We start from the raw sequence: 17,364 nt of genomic DNA on the forward strand, positions 1-17,364 counted from the left end.
CATGTCACGTCTGTTATCACGCTGGCAACAGCCGAACGCGGAGGGGCGCACCCAGTGTGTTACACCGGAAAGCGCAGGGTGGGGGTACGTCGGCTTTGAGGCGTATGAGCTGCAGGAGGGGCAGACGCTGACGCTGCCCGCCGTTAGCGAAGAGCGCTGTCTGGTGCTGGTCGCCGGACGCGCCTCCATCCGCACGCCTTCCGCGCAGTTTAACGACATCGGCGAGCGGATGAGCCCCTTCGAGCGCGTTAAGCCGTGGGCGGTGTACGTCGCCCCGCAGGAGTCGGTGCAGGTGAAGGCGCTGACGACGCTGGAGCTGGCGGTCTGCGCCGCGCCGGGCAAAGGCACGTATCCGACGCGGCTGATTGCGCCGCAGGATATCGACGGTGAAGCGCGCGGCAAAGGTCACAACCAGCGCTACGTGCATAATATTTTGCCGGAAGACAAGCCCGCCGACAGCCTGCTGGTGGTGGAGGTGTGGACCAATGAAGGCTGCACCAGCTCGTACCCGAGCCACAAGCACGACACGGATAACCCGCCGCAGGAGACCTATCTGGAGGAGACCTACTACCATCGCCTCAACCCGGAGCAGGGGTTCTGCATGCAGCGCGTCTACACCGACGACAGAACGCTGGATGAGTGTATGGCGGTCTATAACCGTGACGTGGTGATGGTGCCGAAGGGCTACCACCCGGTCGCGACGATGGCCGGGTATGATAGCTACTACCTCAACGTGATGGCCGGCCCGGTGCGTAAATGGATGTTCACCTGGGAAGAGGACCACGCGTGGATTAATCGGGATTATCCCGCGGACAGCGGGCGCTGAAGCTATTTTTTTGCCGGGTAGCGCTGCGCTTACCCGGCCTGGAATTTACAAAATATTATTTTGCTTCAATCGCCTGCTCAATCGTCCGGGCAACGATCTGCGGCTGGCTCACCATCGACACGTGGCTTGCCGCCACCTCGGCGGTTTTCGCATGGATCGTCTTCGCCATCGCCCGTTCAAGATCGGGGTTGATCATACGGTCATTCTTGCTGACCACATACCAGCTCGGTTTGTCATGCCACGCCGCGTGGGCGACCTTTTCACCAAAGGCCTCGGCCTTAATCGGCCCCTGCGTGGCTGCAATCGTATCTTGAATGTCTGGCTTCACGTCAGGCGCGAAGTCCTTTCTGACAGCTCCTGTCGGCAGGTATAAATAGCCGTCCGCCGTTTTAGCAATGCCCGCGCTGCCCGGCGGGGCAGGATAGCTTCCTGCCAGGTCCGCCGTCGACTGGCCGGAATCCGGCGCGAACGCCGCCACGTACACCAGCGATTTTACCCGCGCATCGTTGCCCGCCTCGCTAATCACGGTGCCGCCCCAGGAGTGGCCTACCAGCACCACGTCACCCTCGGCGCGGGCGATGGCCCGCCGCGTGGCCGCAACGTCATCCTTAAGCGACGTGAGCGGGAGCTGGACGGCAATGACCTCGGCGTGCTGCTTCTGCAACAGGGTAATCACCTTATTCCAGCTGCTGCCGTCGGCAAACGCGCCGTGCACCAGCACGACGCTGGTTTTACCCTGCGCAAAGGCGCTGGCGGAAACTGCCAGCAGGCCTGCCGTCACTACAGACAGTGCTTTCATCTTCTGACTCCTTAAAAATGGTGGACCGCCGCGTGGGGCGGGACGGTGAATTCAACGGTTTTGTGGTCGAGCGGCTTATGCGTCGGGTCGGCCAGAATAATCGTCACCTTGTGTTTACCGGCGGGTAGCCCCACGAGGATCACCGGCTCTCCGCTGGCGTCAGCCCAGTGCCACGGCGCGTCATCCACCACCACGTGAATGTGCCCGATACGCGGCGTGACCTTGAGCGCTTCGGGGCCGAATACCGGCTCGATGCGCAGGTTTTCGGCACGGTACTGGATAAACACCGCGCCTTTGCTCAGCGGCCCGGCAAGCGGGGGATCGACTATCAGCCTGGCAGGCGGCTGCGGCTGCGCCAGCGGCGCAACGGCGGCGGGGCCGTTAACGTCCTCTGCGCTCAGGTTATCCAGCGGCGTGGTCCGGGCATGGGCTACAGAGGCCAGGAATAGCAGGGGGAAAAGTGCATAGCGACGAATCATGGGTTCTCTCCTTATCGGTTGTGAATGACGACAGGGAAAGAAAACCATTTTTATGTATCGGAGATATTTGCCGGAGGCGGCGTTTTGTACCCGTTTGTCAGCGTGGCGCTCTGGATACAGTGCGATACAGTTTGCCTGCCTGGACGACGCACAATCGCTATCGCCAGCCCGGCAATCACCAGCGTCAATCCCGTTGATACCCACATTGCACCTGCGATCCCCAGCGTTTTATTCAGCCACGCATAGGCAAACGGTGAGGCTGCCGCCATCAGCTGGCCGGGGATAAGCAGCATGCCCGTGCGGCGGGCATAGCTTTCGGAGCTAAACAGCTCCAGCGGCAGGGTGGCTTTCACGATGGTGACCAGTCCGTTGATGGCGCCGTAGCCCAGCACAAACCCGGCTGCACACCACATAAACAGGGAGCTGCTTATCCCCAGTAGAAAGCAGAGCGGCATGGCGAGCGCGGTAAAAAGCGTGAGTTTGAAGGGAGTTAAGCGGGCACCCGCCAGCACTTCCAGCGAGCGGGCACCCGTCTGGCCAATCCCCCACAGCATGCCGATGGCGACCGGCAGGCCAAAGTGGGCAATAAACTCCGGCAGATGGGTGGAGGTGCCGTTAGAGACAAAGGTGATGAGGGCAATGAAGGCGGCATAAAGCCAGGCGTTACGCCGCTCGTTGTTAAGAGGCGGCGCGGTGACCTTTGTCGTCACCGTCAGCCGCTGCTGGGGAAGCGTTCGAATCAGCATCGCGCTCAGCAGCCCGAAGAGCGCGTAGACGCGCAGCGCCTCCTGCCAGCTCATGACCTGAAGCAGAGCATCGCCCAGCGGCCAGAAAGCGGCGGAGGCCAGCCCGCCCGCCAGCGTGACGCGTGAGATTGTTCTTCGCGCCTGCTGCCCGTAGAGGTTTACCAGCGCGGCGAACAGCGCGTCGTACAGCGACAGGCGCATCCCTACGCCGCCGATAAGCCAGGCGCAGTACCAGCCAAAAAGCGTCTTGGTAAATGCCATCCCTGCGCAGCTTGCGGCGATCAGCAACGTGCCGCTCATCACTACCTTCTGACCGCCAAAGCGTGCCAGCAGGCGGGCGACAAACGGGGAAACCGCCGCCATCACCAGCATCGCCAGCGTCAGGCCGAGGTAAATCTGCGGTGATGACCATCCCCGGTCGGCTGAAATCGCCATTGCAAAGGTGCCGGGCATATAAAACGAGATCCCCCAGTTGATGAGTTGATTACATCCCGCCGTGAGGGCGAGGCGGCGAGGCAGGGCAGGTGTTTCCATTGTTTTTCATTCCGTTATGCAGTTGTCCTGAGCATAACTCGCGCGCTATTGTGCTGGCAGGGCAGCAACCTTATGCGCGGTATAAGAGAAACTTTGAATGACAACGCTTAATCTGGGCTATCTCGCCACCTTCCGTCTGGTGATCCAGCGCGGCAGCTTTTCAGCGGCAGCGGATGCGCTGGGTATTTCCCAGCCCGCCGTCAGCCTGCAAATACGTCAGCTGGAGCAGTTTCTGCAAACGCGGCTGGTGGAGCGTACCGGGCGGGGGATTAAGGCTACGGCTGCCGGGCATGCGTTGCTGGCGCATGGGGAGCGTATTCAGCTGGCGGTGGATGACGCCATCCGGTCCGTGAGCGCATTCAGCCACGATGTGGGCGGCACCATTACGCTTGGCACGGGGGCAACGGCCTGCATCCATCTTCTGCCGCCGCTGCTGGAGAAGCTGCGCAAAGACTATCCGCTCCTGAGCGTGGGGGTGACGACGGGCAACACCCTCGACATCGTCAGGGCCATCGAAGAGAACCGGCTCGATATGGGGCTGGTGACGCTGCCGGTGAGCGGCAGAGCGCTGGACGTCATGCCGGTAATGGACGAAGAGTTTGTTTTTATCGCGTCGAGGGAGCAGCAGGATGCGTTCAGGGACTTTACCCCGGAGGCGCTGCACGCTCAGCCGCTGATTGCCTTTGAATCAGGCAGCGGTACCCGGGCGCTGATCGATGGCTGGTTTGCGGCTAATGGATTAGCGATCGCACCGGTGATGCAGCTTGGCAGCATCGAGGCGATCAAACGCATGGTTCGCGCGGGGCTGGGCTACAGTATTGTGCCGCGAATGGCGGTCGAACAGGATGCCGATCGCGAAGGGCTATGCGTGATGTCGCTTACGCCCATGCTGCAGCGGCAGCTGGCGGTGGTAATGCGGCAGGATAAAATCCTCAGCAAAGGGATCGCGGCCATTATTCGGCTCGTGCAAGATCCTACGGCAGTTTAGCGGTCGGCGGTGTCGACGGTCAGGCTGGATTGCTGCGACTGGGTTTTGTCCTGATGGTGGTACCAGGCGCCAATTGAAGAGTAAACGAAGCGGCCAAAGAAAAACAGGAAGCTGATGAGCAGTATGATGCGGGTCATTCGGGTATTAAATTGATGTCGTTTGCGCATACGCGTGACCTGACTCACTCTGTTTTTCCTGGATAAGCCCTTTTGGGCGACAAGGATATTAAGGCACAGCGGGAAGGCGGGGTCAATTCTGCTGTGTGTAAATAACCGTCAATGTTTACATTGATTAATGTTATTGAAATTAATTAATGCATTTACCATATTGATAATATGAAGAAAATAATTTCAAAAAAACGCCGCAAAAAGTTATTTGCGTAAAGTAGTTTGATTTAAGTCAACGGCTTCCCGGCCCTGATATTTAAAATCCTTCCTCCATACAGTTCGCCCCTTACCTTGCCGGGCGGCGCGTACGTCAGGTTGGATGCCTGTCTTTATTTTCCCTCTGGAGCGAAAGGGGTTTAACCGGGCATCTATGAACATTCTGGCTTTCCTGAAAAAAAATGAAAACCGCTGGTGGGCATTACCGCTTATTTTACCGGTGGTTTTACTTCCTGTGCTGAGCATTGCGAATACATTCACGCAGCTGGGCGACGGCATTGCGGCACTCTATTATTTACCCCTCTCATTTTTGCTTTCGCTGATGATGTTCTTTGGCCTGGAAGCGCTGCCCGGGATCGTATTGTCGCTGTTTATCCGCTATTACCCGTCGGTCGGGATGTTTGAAACCGTCGCGGGGATCCTCCATTTTGTCGTCCCTTTAGTGCTCAGCTGGGGAGGCTACCGGGTGTTTGCGCCCAGACGGAATATGACCGCGTACGGCGACGTGCGGCTGATGGCGCAGCGCATCTTCTGGCAGGCGTTCTGCCCCGCGACGCTGTTTCTGGTGCTGTTTCAGTTTGCGGTGTATTTAGGCGTGTATGAGAGCCGTCAGAGCCTTGCGGGATTAAATCCCCTCAATATTCGCACGCTCATCAACTATCAGACGCTGCTGGTCAGCGGGCTAACGGGCGTGCCGCTGAGCTATCTGCTGATCCGCCTGCTTCGACATCCGCGTTATATCAAAAGCCTTCTCTCGCAGATCCGTTCCGAGATAGACAAAAAGGTGACGGTCGTTGAGTTGCTGGTGTGGGCTATCGCGCTTGGCGGGCTGCTTTCGCTGCTGCTGATTCCGATGAATGAGAACAGCTCCATTTTCACCACCAACTACACTCTTTCCCTGCTGATGCCGGTGATGCTCTGGGGCGCGATGCGTTTTGGCTATAAGCTGATTTCGCTTATCTGGACGCCGATACTGCTGGTGTCTATTCACTATTTTTACCGCTATATCCCGGTAAATCCGGGGTATGACATACAGCTGGCGATCACCTCTTCCAGTTACCTGGTCTTCTCGTTCGTGGTGATTTATATGTCGATGCTGGCGACCCGGCAGCGCGCGGCGAACAAACGCTCCCGCAGGCTGGCGCTGCTCGACCCGGTCGTCCATATGCCTAACCTGCGGGCGCTGTCGCGCGATCTGGCGAAAAACCCGTGGTCGGCGCTCTGCCTTCTGCGCATTCCGGAGCTGGAAATTCTGGGCCGAAATTACGGCGTGTTGCTGAGGATTCAGTACAAACAGCAGCTGGCGCAGTGGGTGAATGGCATTCTCCAGCCCAATGAGCGGGTGTATCACCTGACCGGGTATGACCTGGCGGTACGGCTTAACGCGGAATCGCACCAGCAGCGGATTGAAGCCCTGGACGAGCACATCAAGCAGTTCCGCTTTGTCTGGGACGGCATGCCGCTGCAGCCGCAGGTGGGCGTGAGCTATTGCTATGTCCGGTCCCCGGTTAACCATCTTTATCTGGTGCTTGGCGAACTGGGCGTGGTTGCCGACCTGTCGCTCTCCTCCAACCATCCGGAAAACCTTCAGCAGCGTGGGGCCGTCCATTTGCAGCGCAACCTGAAGGATAAAGTCGCGATGATGAGCCGCCTGCAAAAGGCGCTCGATAACGACGAATTCGCCCTGCTGGTTCAACCCGTTCGCGGCATGCGTGGCGATTGCTATCACGAAGTCCTGCTCCGGATGCCGGATATAAACGGGCTATTGATCTCCCCCGACCAGTTCCTGCCCGTCGCGCAGGAGTTTGGTCTCTCTTCGCGGGTAGATTTGTGGGTGCTCGAGCACACCCTGCGCTTTCTCGCCGCGCATCGCGAAAGACTGCCCGGCCAGCGCTTTGCCATTAACCTTGCCCCGTCGACCGTGTGTCGGGTGCAGTTTCCGCTTGAGGTGAATCGCCTGCTGGCGAAATACGCCATTGAGCCGTGGCAGCTGATCTTTGAAGTGACGGAGTGCAGCACCTTTTGCAATGCGGAGCAGGCGCTACACATCCTCCGGCAGCTGCAGAAAATGGGGGTACGTATTGCAATTGATGATTTTGGCACCGGCTATGCGAGCTATGCGCGGCTGAAAAGCGTGGACGCGGATATTCTCAAGATTGACGGCAGCTTTATTCGCAATATCGTCAACAACAGCCTGGATTATCAGATTGTGGCGTCTATCTGCCATCTGGCGCGCATGAAAAAGATGCTGGTGGTGGCGGAGTATGTCGAAAGCGAAGAGATACGTAGCGCGGTTCACGCGCTAGGCATCGATTATGTGCAGGGTTATCTGATTGGCAGACCGGCACCGCTTGAGTCACTGCTGGAAGCAGAGGCGTCCACCGCGGACGCCTGAGCCGTTACGCGGCGACGTCGGCGCTCTCTTCTTCAATTTTGAGCAACCAGCCGGTGACCGCTTCCCAGTACTGCTGCTCTTTTTCCAGGTCCAGCAGGACCAGCGCGTTCTGGCTGAACCAGTCGTGCGGGAAGCTCAGCGTCCAGTGATGGTCGTCGGTTTTAAGCTTCAGCGTAGGCGGCGTGGTGGTGGCCTGACGCTGGTTATTGAGCAGCACGCCCAGACGCAGCAGCTGAATAAGCGGCAGAAACTGTTTTTTCTTGAACAGCGTAAAGCGCGGCAGGTCGTCGAGCTTGATGGCCTTGCGGTGATAACGCACCAGGGTCGCCATCATGGTTTGCTGCTCCTGGTTGAAGCCAGGCAGATCGCTGTTTTGCAGAATGTAGGCCGAATGGCGGTGCATCCCGCTGTGGTTGATGTTCAGCCCCACCTCGTGCAGCATCGCGGCCCATTTCAACAGCGCGGCAAGCTGCGGGTGCGCGAGCTTCGGATTCTGCTCCTGCCACTGTTCGTACATCTGCACCGTGGTGTCCAGCACGCGCTTCGCCTGTTCACGGTCGATGTTGTACTGGTTGGCCAGGCTTTGCGCGGTGCGGCTGCGAATATCCTGATGGCGGAAGCGGCCTTCCATCTCATACAGCACGCCTTCACGCAGCGCGCCGTCCGACAGACGCAGCTCTTTTATGGCGAGGGCATCAAACACGCCGCAGAGAATAGCCAGCCCCGGCACGAATACCGCTTTACGCTCGTCGGAAAGACCCGGCAGGCTTAAGGCGTCAAAACTTTTATGCTTCAGCACTTCTTCGGTCAGCAACGTCAGGCGTTCTGGCGTGATAAACCCGTCTTTTTCACCCATCGCCAGCAGCACTTCATGCGCCGCCTTGATGGTGCCCGACGCGCCCAGCGCCACGTTCCAGCCCTGAATACGGTACTGCCAGGCCAGATTTTCCAGCTTCTGGACAGCCGCCATACGCGCGCGCTGGAAGTTCTCGCGGGTGATGGTGCCGCCCGGGAAATACATCTGCGCGAAGCTGACGCAGCCCATACGGCGGCTTTCCACCAGACGCGGCTCAAAGTCTTCGCCGATCACCAGCTCCGTTGAGCCACCGCCGATATCGATAACCAGCTTGCGTCCTTTTTCCGGCTGGGTGTGCTCAACGCCCATGAAAATCAGACGCGCTTCCTCGTTGCCGGAGATGATCTCAATCGGGTAGGGGATCACTTTTTCGGCCCGCTTGAGAAACTCCGGGGCGTTCAGGGCCTGGCGCAGGGTGTGAGTGCCCACGATGCACACGCTGGAGGGCGAGAAGCCCTGCAGGCGTTCAGCAAACAGCGACAGGCAGTTTAACCCGCGCTCCATCGCCTCTTCGCTGAGCATGCTGCGTTCATCAAGACCATCCGCCAGGTGTACGCGCTGCTTCAGACGACCGATGATCTGCAGCGCGCCATCCACCTCACGGGCGATGACCATGTGGAAACTGTTAGAGCCAAGGTCGACCGCGGCGAATTCCTGCGGGCGTGGGGTCTTATCATTTATCGGCATAGGTTAATCGGGTTGCTCGAGTGATTTGATATAGTCGTAAATCGCCAGTTGCGACCGCACTTTGCGGCGGTTGCCGCGCGGTACATAGCGGTTACTGAGTTCTTTGTCGATATAGCGTGCTTTCACGGTATCGCTGAACAGAATCTCGATGATGTCGAGGATCTGCTGCTTCAGACGCGGATCCAGCAGCGGTGCCGCGACTTCAATACGGTAGTCAATATTGCGCGTCATCCAGTCTGCCGAAGAGAGATAGACCTGTTTATCACCCGCATTATCAAAAATATAGATCCGATCGTGTTCAAGGTAACGGTCAACAATGCTGATCACACGAATATTGTCGCTGATGCCTTCCAGTTCCGGGATCAGCGAGCACATGCCGCGGATCAGCAGGTTAACCGGCACGCCGGAGCTGGACGCTGCATACAGCCTGTCCACCAGCCCTTTGTCGACCAGGTTGTTAAGCTTCAGCGTGATGCCGGACGACAGCCCTTTCTGGGCATTGGCGATCTCTTTATCGATCATATCGTACAGCAGGCGGCGCGAGTTCTGCGGCGAGACCAGCAGATAGTCAAAGCTCACCGGACGGTACGGGTTTTCGATAAAGTTAAAGACCCGGCGCACTTCGTTAGTGATGCGGGCGTCGGCGGTTAAGAGCGAGTAGTCGGTATAAATTCGCGCCGTTTTCTCGTTAAAGTTCCCGGTACCGATGTGGGCATAACGCACCACATCGTCGCCCTCTTTACGGGAAATCAGGAACAGCTTGGCGTGAATTTTCAGCCCCGGCGCGGAGAAGATGACGTGCACACCGGCTTCCGTCAGACGGCGCGCCCAGTGAATGTTGGCCTCTTCGTCGAAGCGCGCCTGCAGCTCAACCACCACGGTGACTTTTTTGGCGTTGTGCGCCGCGTGGATCATCGCGTCGATGATGCGGGAATCTTTTGCCACGCGGTAAATGTTGATTTTGATCGCCAGCACGCTCGGATCGAACGAGGCCTGACGCAGCAGTTCGAGCACGTGCTCAAACGTGTGATACGGATAGTAAAGCAGCACGTCGCGTTCGCGAATGGCGTCGAATCCGTTGCGGAATTTATCGAACCACAGATGGCGCAGGCGCGGCAGCGGCTTGTTCACCAGATTGGCTTTGCCGACGTTCGGGAAGCCAATAAAGTCTTTAAAGTTGTGGTAACGACCGCCCGGCACGATGGAGTCATAGCGCGAAATGGTCAGTTTCTCGCGCAGCATCTCCACCATGGCGTCCGGCATATCGCGCTGATAGACAAAACGGACCGGCTCGGCCGTCAGGCGCTGTTTCAGGCTGGAGGACATCAGCTCCATCAGGCTGGCTTCCATCTCGTGCACCAGGTCATATTCGGCGTCACGGGTCATCTTCATCGAGTAGGCGTTTAACGCATCGTAATCGAAGAAGCCTTTGAAGATGTCGTCCAGGCAGTAGCGCAGGATGTTGTCCAGCAGGATCATCGGCTTGCGTCTGCGCGGGGTTTCCGGCGGCAGGTTCACAAAGCGCGGCACCTTGTCGGACGGGATCTCCAGCAGCGCGTAACGGATAGACTCACCGCGAATAATTTCCACCGCCAGGTAGGTGTAATCATCCTTCAGGAACTGAACCAGATCGGTTTCGCGGTTGATCAGAATCGGGGTAATGTGCTGGCGCAGGTAGTGTTTGAAGTAGTGGCGCAGCCAGTTTTGTTGGTTAACGGAAAGCTGGCGTTCGTTAATCAGGAAGATTTGATTGCGCGCCATCTCCAGCAGCAGCTCGTTATACAGGCCGTCAAATTCCTGATCGGCTTTCAGCACGCGGGACTGGATTTTGCCCAGCAGATGCCGCGAGTGCGAGTTTAAGCCCTGTTCTTCGCTGATGATGATGCGTCTTTTCAGCTCGGCAAAGCGAACCTTGTAGAACTCATCCAGGTTGTTGGAATAAATGCCCAAAAAACGCATGCGCTCGATAAGCGGGTTACTTTTGTCTGCCGCTTCCTGGAGTACACGTTCGTTAAATGCTAACCAGCTTAGCTCTTTCTCAATATATAACTTTTCCTGACCCATTACAGCTCACACTCCAGTTCAATCACAGGACGTGGTAAATCCGTCTCGTCCTTATTATGGCGAGCATTTCCACGATATGTCCAACAGTGCCAGAAAAGTATGACAGTTATTTTTTTTGTTGGGGATTTTAGAAGGTTGGAGAAGGGAATATCGGGTAATGCAATGAACAGGTCGGGTAAGCGCAGCAGCGCCACCCGACGTAACAAACTACTCTTCCGCCGCATAACCCTGCGGGGGTAACTTCACGCCGTCCAGCCAGGCTGCGCCGTCGCGCATCTCGAGACGCCCGTCGACAAACCAGCTGACCACCAGCGGGTAAATGGCGTGTTCCTGGGTCTGCACGCGTTCGGTCACGTCTTCTTCGCTATCGCCGTCAAAGACCGGAACTTTGGCCTGCAGGATCACCGGACCGCCGTCCAGCTCGTCGGTAACGAAATGCACGGAGGTGCCGTGCTCATCATCGCCGTTTTCCAGAACCTGGCGATGGGTGTGCAGGCCGGGATATTTTGGCAGCAGGGAAGGGTGGATATTCAGCAGACGACCGGCGAAGTGTTCGACGAAGGCCGGGCTCAGAATACGCATATAGCCCGCCAGCACGACCACGTCCGGCGCGTAGGCATCAATCTCATGCACCAGCTCGCGGTCAAAGGCTTCACGCCCGGCGAACTGGCTGGCTTCCAGCGCGTGCGCGGGAATGTTTGCTTCCCGCGCACGCTCAAGGCCGTACGCGTCGGCCTTGTTGCTGAAAACTGCCCGAATGGTGCCATTGATTTTCTTCTGTTTGCAGGCGTCTATGATTGCCTGCAAATTGCTTCCGTTGCCGGAAATGAGCACCACGATGTTTTTCATTCAATGACCACACGCTGTTCGGAATCGGAGGCTTTAATCGTACCGATTTTCCACGCGTTTTCACCTTTTTCAGTCAGCAGCTTAACCGCTTTATCCGCTTCGCTTGCCGGCAGGGCGATAACCATGCCCACGCCGCAGTTAAAGGTGCGGTACATTTCGTGAGAGCTCACGTTGCCCGCGGTCTGCAGCCAGTTAAACACGGCTGGCCACTGCCATGAGGATTCGTCGATCACCGCCTGGGTGTTATCCGGCAGGACGCGCGGGATGTTTTCCCAGAAGCCGCCGCCGGTCAGGTGAGCGATAGCGTGAACGTCGACGTTCTCGATAAGCTCAAGCACGTTTTTCACGTAGATGCGGGTCGGCGCCAGCAGATGGTCGGCCAGCGGTTTACCGTCCAGCTCGGTGGTCAGCGGGTCACAGCCGCTCACTTCGAGGATTTTACGCACCAGGGAGTAGCCGTTGGAGTGCGGGCCGCTGGAGGCGAGCGCGATCAGCACATCGCCATCGGCCACTTTGCTGCCGTCGATAATTTCTGATTTTTCTACTACGCCGACGCAGAAGCCCGCGACGTCATAATCTTCGCCGTGATACATGCCCGGCATTTCTGCGGTTTCACCACCGACCAGCGCACAGCCGGACTGCAGACAGCCTTCGGCGATACCGCTAATCACGCTGGCTGCGGTATCCACGTCCAGTTTGCCGGTCGCGTAGTAATCGAGGAAGAACAGCGGCTCTGCGCCCTGTACCACCAGGTCATTCACGCACATCGCGACCAAATCGATACCGATCGTGTCGTGACGTTTTAAATCCATCGCCAGGCGCAGTTTGGTGCCTACACCGTCAGTACCCGAGACCAGAACAGGTTCACGATATTTTTGCGGCAGCGCGCACAGTGCGCCGAATCCACCCAGACCACCCATCACTTCCGGGCGGCGGGTTTTTTTCACCACACCTTTGATTCGGTCAACCAGCGCATTACCTGCGTCAATATCAACACCGGCATCTTTGTAGCTGAGAGAAGTTTTGTTGGTCACGGCTTAAATCCCCACGCGATTGCATAGCTAGTAAGAAAAATCGGCGCAATTCTAACAGTCCAGGCAAACGTTTGCGAGCCTATTCTGGACGTGGGGATCTTTTTTTCTGTGTGCCTCGTGAATGCAGCCAAACTTGACTCTGTTCACGAAAATGAAACCGGTTTCTGAGAACTGCTTGCAACAGCTTTGCCCTTTGCACATCATCGAACTGAAACCGGTTTCTGTAATTGTTTTTGCAGAAAATAACGCAGAATGAGGGAAAGCGAATGTCGGGATTTAAAGCAGATTTTCTGTGGGGCGGGGCCGTTGCGGCGCACCAGCTGGAAGGCGGCTGGAAAGAGGGCGGCAAGGGCGTGAGCGTTGCCGATGTCATGACCGCGGGGGCGCACGGCGTGCCGCGTGAAATCACCAACGGCGTGCTGGAGGGGAAAAATTATCCTAACCATGAAGCCATTGATTTCTACCACCGCTATAAAGAAGACATCAAACTCTTTGCCGAGATGGGGTTCAAATGCTTCCGCACCTCTATTGCCTGGACGCGGATCTTCCCGAAAGGCGACGAGCTTGAGCCTAACGAGGCTGGCCTGAAATTCTATGACGATCTGTTCGACGAATGCCTGAAGTACGGCATCGAGCCGGTTATCACCCTGTCTCACTTCGAGATGCCTTTCCATCTGGTTACGGAATACGGCGGCTGGCGCAACCGTAAGCTGATCGACTTCTTCGTTCGTTTTGCAAAAGTGGTGTTCCAGCGCTACCAGCATAAGGTGAAGTACTGGATGACCTTTAACGAGATCAACAACCAGGCCAACTTCCACGAAGACTTTGCGCCGTTCACCAACTCCGGGCTGAAGTACGCGCCGGGTGAAGACCGTGAACCGGTGATGTTCCAGGCGGCGCACTATGAGCTCGTGGCCAGCGCCCTGGCGGTGAAGGCGGGGCGCGAGATTAACCCGTCGCTGCAGATTGGCTGCATGATTGCCATGTGTCCTATCTACCCGCTGACCTGCGCGCCGGACGATATGATGATGGCGATGAACGCCATGCACCGCCGCTACTGGTTCACCGACGTACACGTGCGCGGCAGGTACCCACAGCACCTGCTCAACTACTTCGAACGTCGCGGCTTCGCGCTGGATATTACCGAAGAAGATAAAGCCGCGCTGAAGCAGGGCTGCGTCGATTACATCGGCTTCAGCTACTACATGTCCTTCGCCACCAAGGCGACGGCGGATAACCCGCAGCTGGATTACGACGAAAGCAAGAGCCTGGTCTCTAACCCGTACGTGCAGAAATCCGACTGGGGCTGGCAGATTGACCCGGTCGGGCTGCGCTACTCCCTGAACTGGTTCTGGGATCACTACCAGCTGCCGCTGTTTATCGTTGAGAACGGCTTTGGCGCGATCGACGTGCAGGAGAGCGACGGCACGGTGAACGACCAGTACCGTATTGATTATCTGGCCGCCCACATCCGCGAGATGAAAAAAGCGGTGGTGGAAGATGGCGTGGATCTGATGGGCTATACCCCGTGGGGCTGTATCGACCTGGTGTCTGCCGGCACGGGCGAAATGAAAAAACGCTACGGCTTTATCTTTGTGGATAAAGACAATGAAGGGAACGGCACGCTGAACCGCAGTAAAAAGAAATCGTTCGACTGGTATAAGCAGGTGATTGCGAGCAACGGCGAGAACCTGTAGTTGTCGGGTGGCGCTAACGCTTACCCGACCTACACTACACGTAGGCCCGGGTAAGCGCAGCGCCACCGGGCAGAACCCCGCACCCAAGCCGGAGTCTCGCCTCCGGTTTTTTTGTCTCTAAATCACTTTGCTTGATATACGTCAAGCAACATGGGTATGGCCTAATCCGAAAAAAGCGGTATAATCCCGCGATTTTTTTGCGGACGCCACCTCAGAGGAGAAAGAGAATGAAGATTGTGGAAGTGAAACACCCACTCGTTAAACACAAGTTGGGCCTGATGCGTGAGCATGACATCAGCACGAAGCGTTTTCGCGAACTGGCATCTGAAGTCGGCAGCCTGCTGACCTACGAAGCGACCTCTGATCTGGAAACAGAAAAAGTCACCATCGAAGGCTGGAACGGCCCGGTGCAGGTTGAGCAGATCAAAGGTAAGAAAATTACCGTGGTGCCAATTCTGCGTGCCGGTCTCGGCATGATGGAAGGCGTGCTGGAGCACGTGCCAAGCGCGCGTATCAGCGTGGTGGGTATCTACCGTAACGAAGAAACCCTTGAGCCGGTTCCTTACTTCCAGAAGCTGGTCTCTAACATCGACGAGCGTATGGCGCTGGTGGTTGACCCAATGCTCGCGACCGGTGGCTCAATGATCGCCACCATCGACCTGCTGAAAAACGCGGGCTGTAACAGCATTAAGGTGCTGGTATTGGTTGCTGCTCCGGAAGGGATCGCTGCGCTGGAAAAAGCGCACCCGGACGTTGAGCTGTATACCGCCTCTATCGACCAGGGGCTGAACGAGCACGGGTACATCATCCCGGGGCTCGGCGATGCCGGCGATAAGATCTTTGGTACGAAATAATCGAATAACGATAAATAAGCCGACTTTGATAGTCGGCTTTTTTTTGAATAAAACACCAACAATACTACACAGAGGAAAACACTATGACGCGCCGTGCTATCGGGGTGAGTGAAAGACCGCCGCTTTTACAGACTATCCCGCTTAGTTTGCAGCACCTGTTCGCCATGTTTGGCGCAACCGTGCTGGTGCCAATCCTGTTCCACATTAACCCGGCCACCGTGCTGCTGTTCAACGGCATCGGTACGCTGCTGTACCTCTTTATCTGTAAAGGCAAAATCCCGGCGTATCTCGGGTCGAGCTTCGCCTTTATCTCGCCGGTATTACTGCTGCTACCGCTGGGTTATGAAGTCGCACTGGGCGGCTTTATCATGTGTGGCGTCCTGTTCTGCGTGGTGTCCTTCATTGTGAAGAAAGCCGGTACCGGCTGGCTGGACGTGATGTTCCCCCCTGCGGCGATGGGCGCCATCGTTGCGGTCATCGGTCTTGAGCTGGCGGGTGTCGCGGCGAATATGGCCGGTCTGCTGCCTGCTGACGGTCAGTCACCGGATTCCAAAACCATTATCATCTCGCTGGTAACGCTGGGCGTCACGGTGTTTGGCTCCGTGCTGTTCCGCGGCTTCATGGCGATTATCCCGATCCTGATTGGCGTGCTGGCGGGCTATGCGCTCTCCTTTGCGATGGGCGTGGTGGACACCACCCCGATTGCTCAGGCGCACTGGTTCGCGCTGCCAACCTTCTATACGCCACGCTTTGAATGGTTTGCTATTTTCACCATTCTGCCTGCGGCGCTGGTGGTGATTGCGGAGCACGTCGGCCACCTGGTGGTGACGGCGAACATCGTTAAGCGCGATTTAATCCGCGACCCGGGCCTGCACCGCTCCATGTTTGCGAACGGTTTCTCCACCATCATCTCCGGTTTCTTTGGCTCCACGCCAAACACCACTTACGGCGAGAACATCGGCGTGATGGCGATTACCCGCGTCTACAGTACCTGGGTTATCGGCGGCGCGGCGATCATCGCCATTCTGCTCTCCTGCGTCGGCAAGCTGGCGGCAGCGATTCAGATCATTCCTGTGCCGGTAATGGGCGGCGTTTCTCTGCTGCTGTACGGCGTGATCGGTGCCTCCGGTATTCGCGTGCTGATTGAATCCAAAGTGGATTACAGCAAGGCGCAGAACCTGATCCTGACGTCCGTTATCCTGATTATCGGCGTGAGCGGTGCGAAGGTGCACATTGGTGCGGCCGAGCTGAAGGGTATGGCGCTGGCGACCATCGTCGGCGTGGGCCTGAGCCTGATCTTCAAGCTGATCTCGGTCATCCGCCCGGAAGAAGAAATTCTCGACGCGGACGACAGCGAAAAAGCGCCACACTGATCCTTTAACCGGGTGGACGATCCGCCCGGTTCTCTCCCGGCTGGTTCCGTGCTAAACTCATCGCCGATTTTATGTAGGATCTCTGGTTGAGGTATTTCTGAACGGACCGGCACAGCTCTCTCTGCCACTCTATCTCCCTGACGACGAAACTTTCGCGAGTTTCTGGCCGGGTGATAACCCCTCTTTACTGGCTGCACTGCAAAACGTGCTGCGCCAGGATCACAGCGGATACATCTATATCTGGTCACGCGAAGGCGCGGGGCGCAGCCACCTGCTGCATGCCGCCTGCGCGGAGCTTTCGGCGCGCGGTGATGCGGTAGGCTACGTGCCGCTGGATAAACGTACCTGGTTCGTGCCTGAGGTGCTGGATGGAATGGAACATCTCTCGCTGGTCTGCATCGATAATATCGAATGCGTGGCGGGGGACGAGCCGTGGGAAATGGCGATCTTTAACCTCTACAACCGCATTCTGGAGTCGGGCAAAACCCGGCTGCTGATCACCGGCGATCGTCCGCCTCGCCAGCTGAATCTGGGGCTGCCGGATCTGGCATCTCGTCTGGACTGGGGGCAAATCTACAAGCTCCAGCCCCTGTCGGATGAAGATAAGCTTCAGGCGTTACAGCTGCGCGCAAAGCAGCGCGGGTTTGAGCTGCCGGAGGACGTGGGGCGCTTCCTGCTCAAGCGTCTGGACAGGGAAATGCGCACGCTGTTTGACACGCTCGATCAGCTCGATCGCGCCTCCATTACCGCCCAGCGCAAGCTCACCATTCCGTTTGTGAAAGATATTCTCAAGCTGTAGT

At 57.2% G+C, this 17,364-nt stretch carries 15 protein-coding genes; 7 read left to right on the forward strand and 8 right to left on the reverse strand.

The annotated features are described in order from the left end of the window. Position 1: 1 nt before the first annotated feature. Positions 2-826, forward strand: coding sequence for a 5-deoxy-glucuronate isomerase (gene iolB, locus ACZ6J2_RS05705; RefSeq protein WP_471725127.1), 825 nt, complete (start codon positions 2-4; stop codon positions 824-826). 55 nt (positions 827-881) lie between these two features. Here iolB and ACZ6J2_RS05710 read toward each other — a convergent pair whose 3' ends face one another. The 3 genes from ACZ6J2_RS05710 to ACZ6J2_RS05720 are packed head-to-tail and all read right to left on the reverse strand — an operon-like array spanning position 882 to position 3,384. Then, positions 882-1,625 carry an alpha/beta fold hydrolase gene (locus tag ACZ6J2_RS05710; protein ID WP_471725129.1) on the reverse strand — a complete coding sequence of 248 codons (744 nt, stop codon included), beginning with the start codon at positions 1,623-1,625 and terminating at the stop codon, positions 882-884. An 11-nt stretch (positions 1,626-1,636) separates the two neighbouring features. Beyond that, positions 1,637-2,104, reverse strand: coding sequence for a DUF6130 family protein (locus tag ACZ6J2_RS05715; RefSeq protein ID WP_471725131.1), 468 nt, complete (start codon positions 2,102-2,104; stop codon positions 1,637-1,639). A gap of 50 nt (positions 2,105-2,154) precedes the next feature. Then, positions 2,155-3,384 carry an MFS transporter gene (locus ACZ6J2_RS05720; protein ID WP_471725132.1) on the reverse strand — a complete coding sequence of 410 codons (1,230 nt, stop codon included), beginning with the start codon at positions 3,382-3,384 and terminating at the stop codon, positions 2,155-2,157. A gap of 97 nt (positions 3,385-3,481) precedes the next feature. Here ACZ6J2_RS05720 and ACZ6J2_RS05725 point away from each other — a divergent pair, with 97 nt between their 5' ends. Beyond that, positions 3,482-4,372, forward strand: coding sequence for a LysR family transcriptional regulator (locus ACZ6J2_RS05725; RefSeq protein WP_471725133.1), 891 nt, complete (start codon positions 3,482-3,484; stop codon positions 4,370-4,372). On the opposite strand, the gene ACZ6J2_RS05730 is transcribed toward ACZ6J2_RS05725, so the two are convergent. Continuing rightward, positions 4,369-4,557 carry a YfgG family protein gene (locus ACZ6J2_RS05730; protein ID WP_029739958.1) on the reverse strand — a complete coding sequence of 63 codons (189 nt, stop codon included), beginning with the start codon at positions 4,555-4,557 and terminating at the stop codon, positions 4,369-4,371. The genes ACZ6J2_RS05725 and ACZ6J2_RS05730 overlap by 4 nt on opposite strands. Positions 4,558-4,909: 352 nt before the next feature. On the opposite strand from ACZ6J2_RS05730, the gene ACZ6J2_RS05735 reads away from it, so the two are divergent. Further along, a complete protein-coding gene (locus ACZ6J2_RS05735; protein ID WP_471725135.1) occupies positions 4,910-7,150 on the forward strand; it encodes a bifunctional diguanylate cyclase/phosphodiesterase in 2,241 nt (746 codons plus the stop codon). Between the two features lie 4 nt (positions 7,151-7,154). Here the strand turns inward: ACZ6J2_RS05735 and ppx are convergent, their stop codons facing one another. The 4 genes from ppx to purM form a co-directional block, all read right to left on the reverse strand. Continuing rightward, complete coding sequence (ppx, locus tag ACZ6J2_RS05740; RefSeq protein ID WP_023308773.1) at positions 7,155-8,693, reverse strand: exopolyphosphatase; 1,539 nt, start codon at positions 8,691-8,693, stop codon at positions 7,155-7,157. Positions 8,694-8,696: 3 nt separating this feature from the next. After that, positions 8,697-10,757: a polyphosphate kinase 1 gene (gene ppk1, locus ACZ6J2_RS05745; protein WP_033146179.1), complete on the reverse strand. Its 2,061-nt coding sequence runs from the start codon at positions 10,755-10,757 to the stop codon at positions 8,697-8,699. Positions 10,758-10,964: 207 nt separating this feature from the next. Further along, positions 10,965-11,606, reverse strand: a complete 642-nt coding sequence (gene purN / locus ACZ6J2_RS05750) for a phosphoribosylglycinamide formyltransferase (RefSeq protein ID WP_471725136.1) — start codon at positions 11,604-11,606, stop codon at positions 10,965-10,967. After that, entirely contained in the window at positions 11,603-12,640 is a 1,038-nt protein-coding gene (gene purM, locus ACZ6J2_RS05755) for a phosphoribosylformylglycinamidine cyclo-ligase (protein ID WP_032643593.1), read from the reverse strand. The genes purN and purM overlap by 4 nt, the downstream gene beginning before the upstream one ends. Before the next feature lie 266 nt (positions 12,641-12,906). On the opposite strand from purM, the gene ACZ6J2_RS05760 reads away from it, so the two are divergent. The 4 genes from ACZ6J2_RS05760 to ACZ6J2_RS05775 all read left to right on the forward strand — a co-directional run bounded on the left by ACZ6J2_RS05760 (position 12,907) and on the right by ACZ6J2_RS05775 (position 17,363). Further along, positions 12,907-14,337, forward strand: a complete 1,431-nt coding sequence (locus tag ACZ6J2_RS05760) for a 6-phospho-beta-glucosidase (RefSeq protein ID WP_126787069.1) — start codon at positions 12,907-12,909, stop codon at positions 14,335-14,337. A gap of 227 nt (positions 14,338-14,564) precedes the next feature. Continuing rightward, entirely contained in the window at positions 14,565-15,191 is a 627-nt protein-coding gene (gene upp, locus ACZ6J2_RS05765; RefSeq protein WP_023308769.1) for a uracil phosphoribosyltransferase, read from the forward strand. 83 nt (positions 15,192-15,274) lie between these two features. Beyond that, on the forward strand, positions 15,275-16,564 hold the full coding sequence (uraA, locus tag ACZ6J2_RS05770) for a uracil permease (RefSeq protein WP_029739962.1): 1,290 nt from the start codon (positions 15,275-15,277) through the stop codon (positions 16,562-16,564). A 97-nt stretch (positions 16,565-16,661) separates the two neighbouring features. Further along, on the forward strand, positions 16,662-17,363 hold the full coding sequence (locus tag ACZ6J2_RS05775) for a DnaA inactivator Hda (RefSeq protein ID WP_471725358.1): 702 nt from the start codon (positions 16,662-16,664) through the stop codon (positions 17,361-17,363). Position 17,364: the final 1 nt, after the last annotated feature.

This window comes from Enterobacter sp. E14S (assembly GCF_055666685.1).